Origin of the sequence: Brevibacillus nigriterrae, from assembly GCF_049846925.1 — a bacterium.
Classification (GTDB): domain Bacteria; phylum Bacillota; class Bacilli; order Brevibacillales; family Brevibacillaceae; genus Brevibacillus_H.
In genome coordinates this window covers 122,280-136,570 of sequence record NZ_JBNCMT010000003.1, presented here as the reverse complement: position 1 = coordinate 136,570, position 14,291 = coordinate 122,280, and the positions used below count along the sequence as shown (strand labels likewise).

Genomic DNA, 14,291 nt, shown 5'->3' with positions numbered 1-14,291 from the left:
AATCTTAGACTTCCTCCTTTAAAGTCGATAAGGCGATAATGGTGTTTGTTTTTGCGACGCCTTTGATTGCTTTCAACGAATTTGAGATAAATGCTTCCAGCCCCTTCGTTCCCTCTACGGCTACTTTCAGCAAATAATCATACTCCCCAGCCAAATGGTGACATTCCAGTACTTCTGGAACTTGAATAATCTTGTCCCGAAACACGGAGATATCTTCTGTTCGCTCCAAAATGACAAAGATAAAAGCGAGCATTGTCTGCCCCATCTCTTCACGATTAAGCTTCACGGTAAACCGTTCAATCACTCCCCTATCCTCGAGCTTACGAACTCTCTCTGCAACCGCAGGGATAGACAAATGAGTATGCTTGCTCATTTCAGAGCTAGTCATTCTTCCGTTTTGCTTGAGTAATTGAATAATTTTGGTATCGACTAAATCCATCGGAATCCTCCTTTATTTCTTACTGTTGAAAAAATCAGTCCGCTGATTTTTAATTATATTCTTTATTTTACATAATTTATTTATGCATTTACATATTTATCATTAATTTTTCTTCCATGCAAATGATTTGTCTTACATTTTTAAAACAAAAAAACTGACGTCTGAAAAGACGTCAGCTTGCACATTCCATTGAATATGAATTAAACCCAGCCACGGAAACGGGATGCTTCCGCCATTTTGCGAACACCAACCATGTAAGCAGAGAGGCGCATGTCAACTCGACGAGTCTGAGCAGTTGTGTAGACTGCCTCGAACGATTTAACCATGACTTTCTCCAGCTTTTCTTCTACTTCTTCTTCAGACCAGTAGTAACCTTGGTTGTTTTGTACCCACTCGAAGTAAGATACGGTTACGCCACCCGCACTTGCCAATACGTCAGGAACCAAAAGAATTCCGCGCTCAGTCAAGATTTTGGTTGCTTCCAATGTTGTTGGTCCGTTTGCCGCTTCCACTACGATACTTGCTTTGATATTGTGTGCGTTAGCTGCAGTAATCTGATTTTCGATAGCCGCAGGAACAAGGATATCGCACTCCAGTTCAAGCAGTTCTTTGTTGGAAATCGTGTTTGTAAACAATTTCGTAACAGTACCAAATGAATCACGACGATCCAACAGATAGTCAATATCCAGACCGTTCGGATCATAAAGTGCACCGTATGCGTCTGAAATACCTACTACTTTGGCACCCATGTCGTGCATGAATTTAGACAGGTAGCTTCCTGCATTACCGAAACCTTGAACGACTACGCGTGCACCTTCCAGTTGGATGCCACGGCGTTTCAGTGCTTCACGGATACAAATCGTTACCCCTTTTGCAGTGGCGGTTTCACGGCCGTGAGATCCTCCAAGTGCAATCGGTTTTCCAGTAATAAATCCAGGAGAGTCGAATTCGCGAATTCTGCTGTATTCATCCATCATCCATGCCATAATCTGCGAGTTCGTAAATACGTCTGGAGCAGGGATGTCTTTGGATGGACCAACCAATTGGCTCACCGCACGTACATATCCACGGCTAAGACGCTCTAGTTCTCGGAAAGACATTTCACGAGGATCGCAAATGATTCCACCTTTTCCTCCGCCATACGGAAGGTCAACGATACCAGCTTTCAAGCTCATCCAAATCGAAAGCGCTTTCACTTCATCCTCAGTAACCTCAGGATGAAAACGAATTCCACCTTTTGTTGGACCTACTGCATCGTTGTGTTGTGCTCTGTAACCTGTAAATACTTTTACTTCACCATTGTCCATACGAACTGGAATACGTACTGTCAGGACTCTCAAAGGTTCTTTGAGCAGTTCGTACATTGCTTCCTGGTAACCTAGTTTTTCTAGTGCTTCCTTGATCACCGTTTGGGTTGATGTAAGAAGATTTAAGCTTTCTTGTTGCTTCTCTGTCCCTTGGGTGTTGCCGGTTACCACATCTTGATTACCCATTCTTTACCACCTCAAAAAGTTGTCGGTAAATCCATCGTTAAGTATACACGCTTGGCTCACAGAAGAGAAGAAGAAAATTGCGCTTTTTCTTTTTCAAAGCGTAAATGAACGGTTCCACCCGTACCGTTTCTGTTTTTTAGGAGGTGAAGTGAAATGTCATCCACCTCGGATTGATCAGCGTTGGTGCAAGGTGTTGCCTCATAATGGATCAATGTATCTACGGACGCTTCCACTAAAGGATGGACTTCTAATGTATTGTTTTTATTAAGCGGAGCAGAAATAATAATAGCTGTATCCCACTGACGTGACCACTGATGCAATAAATAAGCGATCATTGCCTGATTGTTGTGTACTACTGTACCGTTGGCATCTCGGTAAGTGATACGGAACAGATTATCGATAATGATAACAGGCGGCTTCCCAATCGACTGAATAATTCGATTGATCATTTCCTCCATCTCATCGAGCGTGGTTGCCAAATTGCCTTCAATGGTCCACATGTTTTTGGCCGTTTGGGCGTACTTATGTGACGCTTGGAGGATTCTTTCCGGTTCTATTTTCCCTGCTAAAATATCCTGTGATGGGATTTGCAGGATGCGAGCCATACTCATGCACCACAGTTCATAAGCCGTCATTTCCCAGGATACGTAAGCAATCGGCGTCTGCTTCTGTGCGATCTGATCTGCAAGCTGGCGCAAAAAAGTCGATTTCCCTGAAGACACGTTCCCTACTACAAGATATAATCCCGTGCGAAGTCCGCCAATCAGCTTTTGGTCCAAATTTGCGAAACCGGTTGAAATTCCGCTAACAATCCCTTTTTGACGTTTCGTATACTCTTCTGTAAATACTGTAAGACTTCGAACATCAGGAAAAACGGGTAATTTTAGGTTTTCCGAAACAGCGACGTTTAATAACTCCATAAACACTTCTGTCGCTTGCGGGTGACGGCAGAATAGATCGTTTACATCTCGTAGCCCCTCGGGAAGGTGGACAATATATACTTCTGTAGCAATATTCTCTAAAAGTGTGGCAATCCGAATGCTTTCTCTGCGTCCTGATTCATCATTCGGATAGCAAATAAATACACGCTTGTCTTTTAGCCATGTGGCATGTTGTTCTTTAAACAACGACATGTCCGGAATCGAAACTGCCGGCAACTGTTGTTGCGCCAGCGACAGTACGTCAAACAGATTTCGAACCAAAATGACATCTTCTGCTATATCCAAGACCGGATGATTAAAGAACAAATCATTTCTGCCCAGTAGACTACGGTACTTTGGCTCTTTGTTATCGATAGCTCGTCCAACCAAATCCATTACTTTTCCATGCAGGTCAACAATGGGGAACACAATGCAATTACTGAAATACCCTGTTAACATACCCGCATTGGCAGCATGAAACCCGATTTTGGCAGGTTCAAAACCAATCTGGTATCCTTCTACCGTTTTCTCTTCAATCCCCCGTGAGGTTAGGTACTCTGTTGCTTCTGGTGTTAGTTGCTTGGTGTAGGTATTAACCAGATCGTCCAGGTCTTCCCACGAAAATCGTTTGGTCACAACTTTTACTTCCGGTGTGATATCTCCCATTCCAATCCACTCCTCTAATCCCCAGTTATAGGCTGCTTCCTGATCGTCAACCCTTTGTACATGTGTGATAATATATAATAAAACGGTTCATCCGTTTTATCAGCATTGATAGGTGCTCTGATACGCATTATTTCTAGGAGGAACTGGTATGTCTTTACACAAAATTTTGCTTGTTTTTGCTCACCCAGACGACGAGAGCTTCACGTCGGGAGTGACAATCACGAAATATGCAAATAGACCAGATACTGAAGTGCTTCTGCTCTGCGCAACACGGGGGCAAGCTGGTAAACCCGGAAATCCACCACTTTGCACACAGGAAGAGCTTCCTGCCGTGCGTGAACAAGAGTTACGAGAAGCCTGTGAGATTCTTGGTATCACGCAACTGGATTTGCTTGACTACATGGATGGAAAACTGGATACAGTTCCTTTGCAGGAGCTAACCGCTCACATCGTTGAAGCGATTGAAAAATACACACCAGAAATTGTCATTACTTTCGCACCGCATGGCATTTCAGGACATCAGGATCATCGCATTATTTCACGAGCGACGTCTGTTGCAGTAACTTCTCAGGAAAACAGCAGTGTCAAAAAGCTTTATCATTGCACACTGCCTTCAGTTGAGCCATTCGTGGGTGTCAAAAACATATTTACAGACTCGCCTGAAGTAATTACCACCGCAATCAAGGGAGAAAACTATGTAGATCATGCAGCAAAAGCCTTGCTGGCACATCGAACACAGCATATGTCCGTTGATCGAGTGTTCCCTGGTATCCGCCAAGGTGATTACAGCCACGTACGAAGCATCAACCACTTTATTTTAGTTTGGCATAATATTCCGAACTACACCATACAAGAAAAAGAAGATGATTTGTTCGCCGGTTTGCTGTAGGTTACATATACCCGTTACTATGTAAGTCAAAACAAAATGTAAGTCAAATCAAAACAGCATGTAAAAAAGCACCCCCGATGAATATTCAACGGCGGGTGCTTCTCGATTATGGGAACCTTCTGCAGATTTCTTTTACGGCATCGTCTTCAATCACGATTTTCCCATACTCTTCAATTACGTATATGGTCGTGGGCGTTACTTCACCATACTCAGAGAGGATCGCAATTAGTTTGTGGTAACGTTCTTGATCCAAATCAAGTTCTTCGATAACAAGATAGTATCTATTTTGATAATAATAGATGCTTCCACCGTTGGTTAATATTGAATTAATCCGATGGGAAGCCTCCACTAAATGTTCGAAGTCTCGGAAAGAATAGATGATCAGGTCGCTCTCTTCCAGAGTTACCTCCATCTCGTAGACAGCCTCGTCCTCGTCCTCTTCCTTCTCAACGGTTGATCCGGTTTTTCCACGAGTTACTATAACGACCATTCCCTGAGCTGGCAAGGCAAAGATTTCAACGGCTACTGGACCAGACACTTCAAAACCAAGCTCTTCATATGCCTGTTCCATCATGTCGTTGAACAGTTCGTGCACTTTAGGAATGTCACGCCACATATCCTCTTTTTCGATGCCCCGTTCCGTTAGATCGTCAAACGTTAGAAAGATCCGTATCTTGTCTTGACCAAGGCGTTCTACACGCATGACTGTCCCTCCTCGCCATCCAGTCGTATTACAGGGTATGTTAAAGAGCCTGTAATAGTTCTCAGCATGATACTCGTTTTTTCTCAATTTCCGCATGTTTTCTAAGTGCTTTCCGAGTATCTGCCAGTTATCTTGTTTGCCCTGCATGAGGCTTGGCAATCAAAAGTTTTTATCTATCATACCATAATATTAAATCAAGAACAAAGCTTTCTGCCCCACATGATGTGCTTGATCGAGGGATTGGTTGGACTAGTAGAGTCCGTCATCGATATTTTTGGAGCGTGCGGGAAGGAATTGAATAATCTCATAAAGAACAAGCAAACACAAAATACCACTTCCAAATAGCGGAAATTTTATTACGGTAATAACTGTCAAAAAAGAACCGTATAAAATCAGGACGATATGCAGCAGCCGCTCCAACCCTGGAAAAATTCTCCGATACGTTACTTTCACGATATGTCTTCTGATCATTCGATAAAAGGTATACAGCGTAATCCCAATCAAACTGATGGTAATCAATAGTGAAACCGGATTAAACATGAGCAGCATCAACCAGTCTGACGTGTTTCGAGGCTCAATAAAAAGAGCAGTGGTCATTCTCTTTTCGGCATAAATCGTGCCGCACCACGCAAGAAAGCCGATGATAATATCACGCCAAAAAATCATCATCTCCCCCGCCTCTCCCATTCTTTCTTTCCACATCATATGTATCTGGATTGCGCACATGCTACCCATCTGCATATACAAAAAAAAGACCCTTCGAAAAAGGTCCAAAAAAGTTAACGAACGGGAATATAGATGACTTTACCCACAGGCAAAGGATTGTTTTGATTCAAGCCATTGTATCTCGCAATCCGTTCAACACCCATTCCATTTCCATAGTATTTTCTTGACAGCTTGAACAACGTGTCACCGCTGACCACCCGATGTTTGATTGCTTTTGGCTCTGCCGGTTTTACCGGAGTGGGAGTTTGCTTTGCCTGCGAGACTTCTTTCATTTGCGGAGCTTGTTTTGTTTGAGATGGTACATTCGGTTGCGGAGTCTGCTTCGGATCTGATCCCTTACTTATTTGCGGCGTTTCTTTCGTCCCGGCTACAGAGCTTGTTGGCGATTTCTCGGGAGTAGCTGCTTTCGCAGGATTCGCACCTTCAGATTCTGTATTATTCTTTGATGGCAATGCATTCGTAACTGATGGTGTCCCTTGCACTTCTGTTGCTGGAACTTCCACAGGCGATGATGTTGCCACAGGCTCCGTATATGTTACGGCGATATTCGATTTGGTGCTTGCTTGAATCAGTTCAAAAACAATCAGCCCGACAGCAATCGTACCAAATACAAGCAAACCTATTTGAAAATATTTGGCAATCTTACGTTTTGGCTTGGAGCTGTGTCGCTGACTTCGCGGGGGTAACCCTTCCAATTGCTGTTCGGTTTCTTGAACAACCTGAACCTTTCGATGGGAACGATTCTGTTTCATGATTACCTCCTTCTTTGGATAATGAGCGCTGAAAGAAAATCCAGAAGACTATGAGCGATTATCGGCACAAGTAAACTATGCTGAGCTTCAAACAAACTGCCTAACCCATAACTCGTCCCAAATACCATGACGAGCAGCAGGGGTTTGGCTAAATAGCGTATATGAATCAGTGTAAACAGTACACTGGTCCATCCATTCCCAATCCAATATTGCACCACACCACGGAACAGGAATTCTTCTGCGATACCTACAATCATACATAGCAATGCTGTTCGCGTGAATGATAAATTGCGAAATATTCGTTGGTTGATTTCTCCATCATCAACCCAACTCTTGGGGAAGATTTTTTCTGAACCTACACTGATGAGAACGATAACCAGAGCAAACAATACTGCATATCCGATTGGCTGCCATCCCGGAAAGTGAAATAGCTGTGTAAAGCTGACCCATGAATGGATAAACCAGCTTCCGACCAGAGCAAAAACCACGATAATCCCTTGTGTTAACAGAAGGTTGTATCGTAAAAACTTGTCGTCCATACTGTCAAGGGGATTACTCAACTTCTATGCCAGCCTCCTCCATGTCAAACAATAAGCCAGGAAACAACTTTTGCAAAGAGGATTTTAAATTCCAAGGTTCTTGATCCATCTTCACATCTGCCTCTTCCAGAAATTCAAATTTTGATCGATCGATCCCGCAGTTTGCACAACACACCTCTGGTTGAACGGTTTCACTTCCACCGAAGTAATTGCTCAAGGAATACCGTAAACAGCTATTGCCTTCCAACCATTGTTGCATGTTCCGCAGTTTCTCCACCTTCGCCTGTTTAATTGCTTCTAGCCTGCTTCCAATCTCTGTAGCAATACGAGCGGATGGTTGAACTGCCCAGTCAAACTGATATCCTCGTACGGTCTGGTTCACCTGTTGAATGGAGCCCGCTTTCTCGGCGTAGTAGAAAAGCATGCGCAGTGTTTGCTCCGATACACCCAGCCATGCCTGCAACTCAACAATCGTGAGCTCTGCGCGTCCCTGTTGTTTGCCCGTTTGAGAGAGCAATTGAAAAAAACTGTTTATCTCCTGTGCAGTTGGAAACTCATTCTGGATGAGGCGGTTATGTATGTGCCAGTCGTTCTGATCGTAGTACACGCAGGCATATCCTGGCCCGCCATCCCGGCCCATTCTGCCTACTTCCTGGACATATGCCTCAATGCTGGCTGGAAAGTGATAATGCAACACATAACGAATGTTCGATTTGTCGATTCCCATTCCGAATGCATTCGTCGCAATGATAACAGAAATCTCACCACGCAAAAACTGCTCCTGAATCAAGACCCGATCCATTGCATTCATCCCGCCGTGATATCCAAATACAGTAGTAAGTCCTGCTTGGTGACAGAAAGAGACAAGCTGTTCAACAGACTGACGGGAGCTACAATAAACTATTCCCGGCCCGCCTAGCCTTTGTATCGCTTCAAGCAGGTGCTTCACTTTTTCCTGCTCAGTCTCAACCTTTTTCAGATCATAAGCAATGTTTGAGCGATCAAGTGATAGAATTATTTTATCATTTACGTCAATAGAAAAAAGCTCGCACAATTCCTCTTGCACGGCTTGTGTTGCCGTAGCAGTCACAGCTAACACAGGTGGCTTCCCAAGGTCATTCACTATTTGTGGCAGACGCAAATAGTCCGTTCTAAAGTCATGCCCCCACTGTGAGATGCAATGCGCCTCATCGACAGCACAAAGGGAAACTCCACGCCTTTTTAACAATTGAATCACATAAGGCTGTGACAGTTTTTCAGGTGAGATGTAGATGAGCCTGTAGCGCCCTTTAGCAACATCCTGCAAGACTCTATTCATCTCATCCGAAGTCAAAGAGCTGTTGATATACGCGGCATCCATTCTCCCTCTGGAACGCAATTGCTGCACTTGATCGATCATAAGAGAGATCAATGGGGTGATGACCAGCGTGACGCCTGACAGAACGAGAGAAGGCAATTGATATGTAATGGACTTCCCGCCGCCTGTAGCCATAATTCCCAGTACATTCCTACCAGCCAACACCCGCTCAATCATCTCACGCTGCCCGCTGCGAAACGCAGAAAATCCCCAATTTTCTTGTAAAATCTCTTCAAGACCTACATTCCTCAATTTTTGTTCTCCTTTTTCAGCGCCAATGCTAGACGAATTTGCAAATAACTGTACTGATTGCGCAAATACTCCCGTATCAAACGAAGTCGTTTCGTACCGTACTGTTCACTGGTTGCTACGATTTCTTCTTTTGCCGCCTGCGATAAAAAAGATGAATGGTCCCACTGTGGGACATTGAGTGAAATCTCAATCAGATGGTCTTCGATGGTTCCCCTGCGCAGGTTTCTACGTTTGGCGATCGTATCTATATCCTTTTCTTTTACCAGCAATTGATAAGTCTGAAACGCACTGTCACTAATCGGCATACGCTGCTGTTTTCCTGTGTCAACAAGGCTATACAAATGCGGCAAACTCACCCCGAGATCTTGTTGAACCATCTGATACAGCCTGCAAAGAGCATGACGGAACTTCACTATTGTATAGGAGTGCGGTTCTTTTTCTCTCCAGGAAATTTGATCCAGTGTAAGTCCTGCCTGTGATATTCCCGAAAATTGATCAACTACCAATCGTTGCTGCTGGGAAGGAAGGTAACGCAGCAGTTGATAGAGTTCATTTGCCAGATGGGTTAGCCATTCTTCTCTTTTAGAAGGCATGCTGAGTTGCTGTTTGACCCACAATTGAACTTCTTTGTTAGAAACAACTGGGAAAAAGGAGTTTTTGTTGCCACTAAGCTGTGAAATCGTCTGAACCATCAAGTGGAGCTTCATCCAGAACCGTTCTGTCTCGGTCACTTGTGAAACCGATTGAAACGACGAATCCAACCATTTTTGCAATTGGTACTTCTCTTCCGTTTCTGCTTGCCATTGCATCCCTGACATTGTAATAGCGAAAGATTGTTTGGTGTTCCCTTTGTCAAACGATACAAGCTCAATATACTGGGCTTTTTGCAATGCTTGAACAATTTCTTGCCAATCCTCTTTCGAAAGACGAGGAAAAAGCCGATAATAAGAAAAAAGAGAGTACATATGTACATCCTGATAGGTTTGATTAGATTTTCTCCCTTTCAGAACGTAATAGAGAGATTGCAATGTACGTTCTCTTGCCAGAGGAATGAGCCCTTTAACGGTGATCGCCATCAAAAAGCTTTTATCTTCCGCCTGTAGGTCCATTTGTTTTGCTCCTTTTTTTATTCACCCAGAAGTAAGTTATACGTTATACTAGTTTTGCTATTGAAAGTTTTACAAAGATTATTTAAGATACACTCCATAGACGGAGGATGGTCATGGGAAAACGATTGAACAGATCTGAATACTTTTTTACCTACATGATAATCATATCACTTGCTTGCTTCATTGGCGGATTTTTTTTAGGAGCCGAAGTCATGAAAGCAAGGTCTGAAAGTGAGATTGATGCGATCACGAAAGACTTCACCTTGAAGATGAATAAGGACCAAATGGAGAAAGAAAAGAAATTGTACAAGGAAATGGATTTTGTGCAATACTATCACAATGTGATGACTCCACTGGAAAAATTCAAAAAAGCTCATTTCGAATTTGTTGAGCAACTGAATACTTCATCTTCAGGAAATTTGAAATCAATCAGTACAGATGCATTTGATCAGGCGGATGATGCGTTAAAAGAAATTGAGGAAGTGAGTGTTCCGAATTCTTCACCTCTTCTCCAAAAAGCAAAACAGGGCTACGTCGAAAGTCTGCGAGCATACATGGACGGTATGAATCAGTTGATTGAAGGCAACACTAGTGAGATGACAAAGCAAGAACTGATCGAAATGCGCCACCTTGAGGACTTCAAACGTAAATGGCTCCGAGCACAAGCCGATTGGTACAAGGCAGTTGCCTTCTGGGAAGAGATGTATGTCACGAACAAACCTCTCGTGGAAAAGGTTTCTCAACAATCCATCTCATTAGCACAGTGGAAAAGCTATCCGTTTCACTTGAGAGATTATCTTTCTGCGGAACAGCTGTATCGCTCGAATAAAATGGTTGAATTTAATCCGGAAGATTTAACGGCTCGAGTAGATTCTGTCATTCACTCGAATCAGGCTCAAGCATTAGGATGGAAGGACATTCCTTTTGCCTATCGAGTGTTGGATACGACTGACGCCGTACGTAAGGGAGACTTCTATTCTTTGAAAATGAAGCTCTATCCTAATTTAAAATCACCTGAAATGCCGGTCTTCACAGAATAAGTTCAATTTTAGATGGGATTCATTCTTGAAATATTTGCGAACAAGGAATAAAATGATAAATGGGTATGGACGTACCATTATTTACGGGAGGTGAATCAACAATGACTACATGGGTAGATAAAGAAACCTGTATCGCTTGTGGCGCGTGCGGAGCTACTGCTCCTGACGTATTCGATTATGATGATGAAGGCATCGCTTTCAACAAACTCGATGACAATTCTAACTCTGCTGAAATCCCAGACATCCTTTTCGACGATGTTCGTGATGCTGCAGACGGTTGCCCAACCGATTCTATTAAAGTTGAAGAGTAATTATTAGAAAAACCTCTCAGCGCTTCTGCGTAGAGAGGTTTTTTTCGGGATTGTCGATTAGGCTTTCGCAGCAATGTCATGGAGCGTTCTCCCCTGCTTTAATAACTCTTCTAATGCTTCCACAGGTAACGGTCTGCTGAAATAATACCCCTGCATTTCATCACAATTTTTCTCTTGGAGGAAAGACAATTGCTCTTCTGTCTCAACACCTTCTGCAATTACGTTGAGCCCCAGGCTGTGAGCCATTGCAATAATAGAAGTCGCAATTGCTGCATCCAATGGGTCAAAATTGATATCATGTACAAACGATTGGTCGATTTTCAGGCGATGAATAGGAAAATGTTTTAAATAGTTCAATGACGAATAGCCTGTCCCAAAATCGTCCATGGAGATCTCAATCCCTAGTTGCGTAAGCTGCTGCAAGGTATTTATGACGTGCTCCACATTTTGCATGGCAATGCTCTCGGTAATTTCCAACTCCAGATACTTCGGCTCCAATTGTGTTTCTTCCAGTACATTGGCGACAACCTCCACCAGGTTCGTCTGCTGGAATTGATTTGCTGACAGATTGACAGCGACACGCTTCGGTGGATAACCTGCTTCCTGCCATTGCTTATTCTGTCTGCACGCCGTTCTAAGAACCCACTCACCAATCGGAATGATCAACTGTGTGTCTTCTGCCAGAGGAATAAATTTTGCTGGAGAAACCATTCCATGTACTGGATGCGTCCATCGTAGCAAAGCCTCCACACCGACAATTTGACCTGTTTGAATATTGACTTGCGGCTGATAATGCAGAACAAGCTCATTTCGTTCAATTGCCTTACGCAGGTCTTGTTCCATCGCCAATCGTTCAAATGCCTGTGCGTCCATGGCAGTCGTATAAAACTGGTAGTTATTTCGTCCCGTATCCTTTGCTCGATACATCGCAGTATCTGCATTCTTCACGAGTGTCTCCACATCATACCCGCCTTCAGGATACGTGCTGATTCCGATACTGGCGCTAATGGCGAGCTCTCTGCCTGCAATCTCAAAAGGCTGCCCAATGACATCCAGGATCTGTTTGGCAGTATTTTCTGCATGTTCCTCATTTTGAATATTGAGAAGCATAAGTGTGAATTCATCCCCACCAAGGCGAGCAATCGTAGCATCATCAGGCAACGTATAGACCAAACGACTAGCAACGATTTTCAGCAATTGATCACCGGAAGAATGCCCAAAAATATCATTGATCACTTTAAAACGATCCAGATCAAGAAACATTACGGCAAATTTGCTCGTCTGATCTTTTGAAGACTGAATGGTTTGTGCCAATTTCTCCAAAAACAGCTTCCGATTCGCCAGACCAGTCAGATCATCATGATACGCCATAAAATGAATCTGTTTTTCTGCCTGTTTGCGTGCAGTTATATCACGAATGGCTGATACTCGTGCTGGTCCACCTTCGTATTCGATTATTTTCGCGTACAGTTCAGCATCAAACGTTGTATTGTCCTTGCGAAGCCCAATTGCTTCGTACACGGATTCACTATTCGATAGAATTGCCTGTTTGATTACATCCCGATCTTCAACAGTAGCGAGTTGGAACACTTCCTTGCCAATTATCTCTTCTCGTGTATAGCCGAGAAGTCTTGAGAACGCTTCGTTTATTTCCAGTGCGATGCCATCTCGATGGATAATGATCCCTTCAAAAGTAACCTCTGAAAGCTTTCGAAACCGTTCTTCACTCTGTTCAAGGCGCTTTTGATGTGAACCGAGCAAGATTTTTTCCATGCGAAAGCGAAAGATCAGTATGTAGATCATGTTGATCAATCCGAATGGCACCAGTAAAAAACCCATTACACTGAGTCGGGAGATCTGAATTTGCTTCTCCCACTCTCTCCCATCACTGTCTAACCCAAGGACAGCCTCTACATTCCCCTTGTCATCGTAAATGGGCGAAAATACGGATATAGTGTAGCCGTACTTATCGTATGTCGGATTGGGTTGAATCGCAGTGACCCCATGAAAAGCCATTTCCATCTCAGGCCAGGAGTAGTCATACTCTTCTCCGATAAAACGGCGTTCTTCTGTAATCCCTTTGATTTCTCCATCGTGATTCGTATCCGTCTCTGGATCAACGACGAAATATATCGTGCCATCGTTTGATTTTCGCATGGTATACAGGTCGGTAAATTGTGAATTGTACATTAACCAATTCCGGATGCTTTCGGAAGCGACACGTAAAATCGGGTCCTCCGGTTTTGTGAACAGACCGATATCAGAATGCCCTAATTTTTGCAAGCCAAACGCAAAAGTAGGGGCTAGTCCGCCAACGAGTTTGGCAAATTCATTTCGTTTTTCTTGTTCAGCATGTTTGACAAGAAACCAACCGGAAACAAATGTGATGATGATTGACAAACCTACAAATAAGGGGACGAATCCCATAACTGACACTTTTCGAAAAGCAAAGCGCATCCCCAAATTGATATTATGTATTTGATGGTGCATCCATGCGCCTAACAGAAAAAAGATCCAGGAAAGAAGCATGACAAAAAGTAAATAATCCATCTGCATCTCTTTTCATCTACCCCTATGATAAGAATCAATAAATTAATTATTTTTTATATTAAAATCAATATTACAACAATAGCTGGTAATTCGGTAGCATAATTTCCTAATAAAAGACAAGTTTCAACACGATGGTCAAATAACGAATATAATTAGTGTTCTTCTCATGAAAGCGTTATTAATTCCGAACAATAAATATTATTTTACTGATAATGTTCTTATTTTTCTCATTCACCCTATTGACGCTCTGTTTTTGCCGTGATAAAGTACAACGTAAGAAAACCAAATAGCCAAAGCAACAATGATGAAGAGATGCTATATAGAGGAAACCCTCAGAGAGCCGATGGTCGCTGCGAATCGGTGGTTCCCAGTATAGATGAGCACTTCGGAGTTACAAACTGAAATCATAGTAGGTTTGATCGGTTGATCCGTTATCTCTCCAGGTCTTGAGACCTGTTAAGATTCTCTTTTGTGAAGAAGAGAATAAATGAGGGTGGTACCGCGTAGTTTACCTCTCGCCCCTCACTACGATCGTAGTGGGAGTC

At 43.1% G+C, this 14,291-nt stretch carries 13 protein-coding genes and 1 other annotated feature; of the genes, 3 read left to right on the top strand and 10 right to left on the bottom strand.

Annotation, left to right across the window (positions count from 1 at the left end; translation table 11 throughout):
• Positions 1–4: 4 nt before the first annotated feature.
• The 3 genes from ACPW7N_RS03505 to ACPW7N_RS03495 all read right to left on the bottom strand — a co-directional run bounded on the left by ACPW7N_RS03505 (position 5) and on the right by ACPW7N_RS03495 (position 3,518).
• Positions 5–439 carry an Lrp/AsnC family transcriptional regulator gene (locus ACPW7N_RS03505; RefSeq protein ID WP_425649627.1) on the bottom strand — a complete coding sequence of 145 codons (435 nt, stop codon included), beginning with the start codon at positions 437–439 and terminating at the stop codon, positions 5–7.
• 200 nt (positions 440–639) lie between these two features.
• Positions 640–1,932, bottom strand: a complete 1,293-nt coding sequence (locus tag ACPW7N_RS03500) for a Glu/Leu/Phe/Val family dehydrogenase (RefSeq protein ID WP_425649626.1) — start codon at positions 1,930–1,932, stop codon at positions 640–642.
• A 56-nt stretch (positions 1,933–1,988) separates the two neighbouring features.
• Positions 1,989–3,518 carry a DnaB-like helicase C-terminal domain-containing protein gene (locus ACPW7N_RS03495; RefSeq protein WP_425649625.1) on the bottom strand — a complete coding sequence of 510 codons (1,530 nt, stop codon included), beginning with the start codon at positions 3,516–3,518 and terminating at the stop codon, positions 1,989–1,991.
• 148 nt (positions 3,519–3,666) lie between these two features.
• On the opposite strand from ACPW7N_RS03495, the gene ACPW7N_RS03490 reads away from it, so the two are divergent.
• Positions 3,667–4,407, top strand: a complete 741-nt coding sequence (locus ACPW7N_RS03490; protein ID WP_425649624.1) for a PIG-L deacetylase family protein — start codon at positions 3,667–3,669, stop codon at positions 4,405–4,407.
• Between the two features lie 106 nt (positions 4,408–4,513).
• On the opposite strand, the gene ACPW7N_RS03485 is transcribed toward ACPW7N_RS03490, so the two are convergent.
• From ACPW7N_RS03485 to ACPW7N_RS03460, 6 genes are all read right to left on the bottom strand, one after another.
• Entirely contained in the window at positions 4,514–5,110 is a 597-nt protein-coding gene (locus ACPW7N_RS03485; RefSeq protein ID WP_425649623.1) for a genetic competence negative regulator, read from the bottom strand.
• Between the two features lie 249 nt (positions 5,111–5,359).
• The gene (locus ACPW7N_RS03480; RefSeq protein WP_425649622.1) at positions 5,360–5,779 is read right to left on the bottom strand and encodes a hypothetical protein; all 420 of its coding nucleotides are present in this window, start codon (positions 5,777–5,779) and stop codon (positions 5,360–5,362) included.
• A gap of 110 nt (positions 5,780–5,889) precedes the next feature.
• The gene (locus ACPW7N_RS03475) at positions 5,890–6,588 is read right to left on the bottom strand and encodes a LysM peptidoglycan-binding domain-containing protein (RefSeq protein ID WP_425649621.1); all 699 of its coding nucleotides are present in this window, start codon (positions 6,586–6,588) and stop codon (positions 5,890–5,892) included.
• A 2-nt stretch (positions 6,589–6,590) separates the two neighbouring features.
• Positions 6,591–7,148 (bottom strand): CPBP family intramembrane glutamic endopeptidase, encoded by a 558-nt coding sequence (locus ACPW7N_RS03470; RefSeq protein WP_425649620.1) that lies wholly within the window; start codon positions 7,146–7,148, stop codon positions 6,591–6,593.
• Positions 7,141–8,736, bottom strand: coding sequence for a RecQ family ATP-dependent DNA helicase (locus ACPW7N_RS03465; protein ID WP_425649619.1), 1,596 nt, complete (start codon positions 8,734–8,736; stop codon positions 7,141–7,143). The genes ACPW7N_RS03470 and ACPW7N_RS03465 overlap by 8 nt, the downstream gene beginning before the upstream one ends.
• Positions 8,733–9,845 (bottom strand): YpbB family protein, encoded by a 1,113-nt coding sequence (locus ACPW7N_RS03460; protein WP_425649618.1) that lies wholly within the window; start codon positions 9,843–9,845, stop codon positions 8,733–8,735. Before ACPW7N_RS03460 ends, ACPW7N_RS03465 begins: the two co-directional genes overlap by 4 nt.
• Before the next feature lie 212 nt (positions 9,846–10,057).
• Here ACPW7N_RS03460 and ACPW7N_RS03455 point away from each other — a divergent pair, with 212 nt between their 5' ends.
• Both ACPW7N_RS03455 and ACPW7N_RS03450 read left to right on the top strand, forming a co-directional pair.
• Positions 10,058–10,885, top strand: a complete 828-nt coding sequence (locus ACPW7N_RS03455) for a hypothetical protein (RefSeq protein WP_425649617.1) — start codon at positions 10,058–10,060, stop codon at positions 10,883–10,885.
• Between the two features lie 101 nt (positions 10,886–10,986).
• A complete protein-coding gene (locus ACPW7N_RS03450; RefSeq protein WP_425649616.1) occupies positions 10,987–11,196 on the top strand; it encodes a ferredoxin in 210 nt (69 codons plus the stop codon).
• A 57-nt stretch (positions 11,197–11,253) separates the two neighbouring features.
• On the opposite strand, the gene ACPW7N_RS03445 is transcribed toward ACPW7N_RS03450, so the two are convergent.
• Positions 11,254–13,746: a putative bifunctional diguanylate cyclase/phosphodiesterase gene (locus tag ACPW7N_RS03445; RefSeq protein ID WP_425649614.1), complete on the bottom strand. Its 2,493-nt coding sequence runs from the start codon at positions 13,744–13,746 to the stop codon at positions 11,254–11,256.
• Between the two features lie 292 nt (positions 13,747–14,038).
• Positions 14,039–14,272 (top strand) — a binding site (T-box leader).
• Positions 14,273–14,291: the final 19 nt, after the last annotated feature.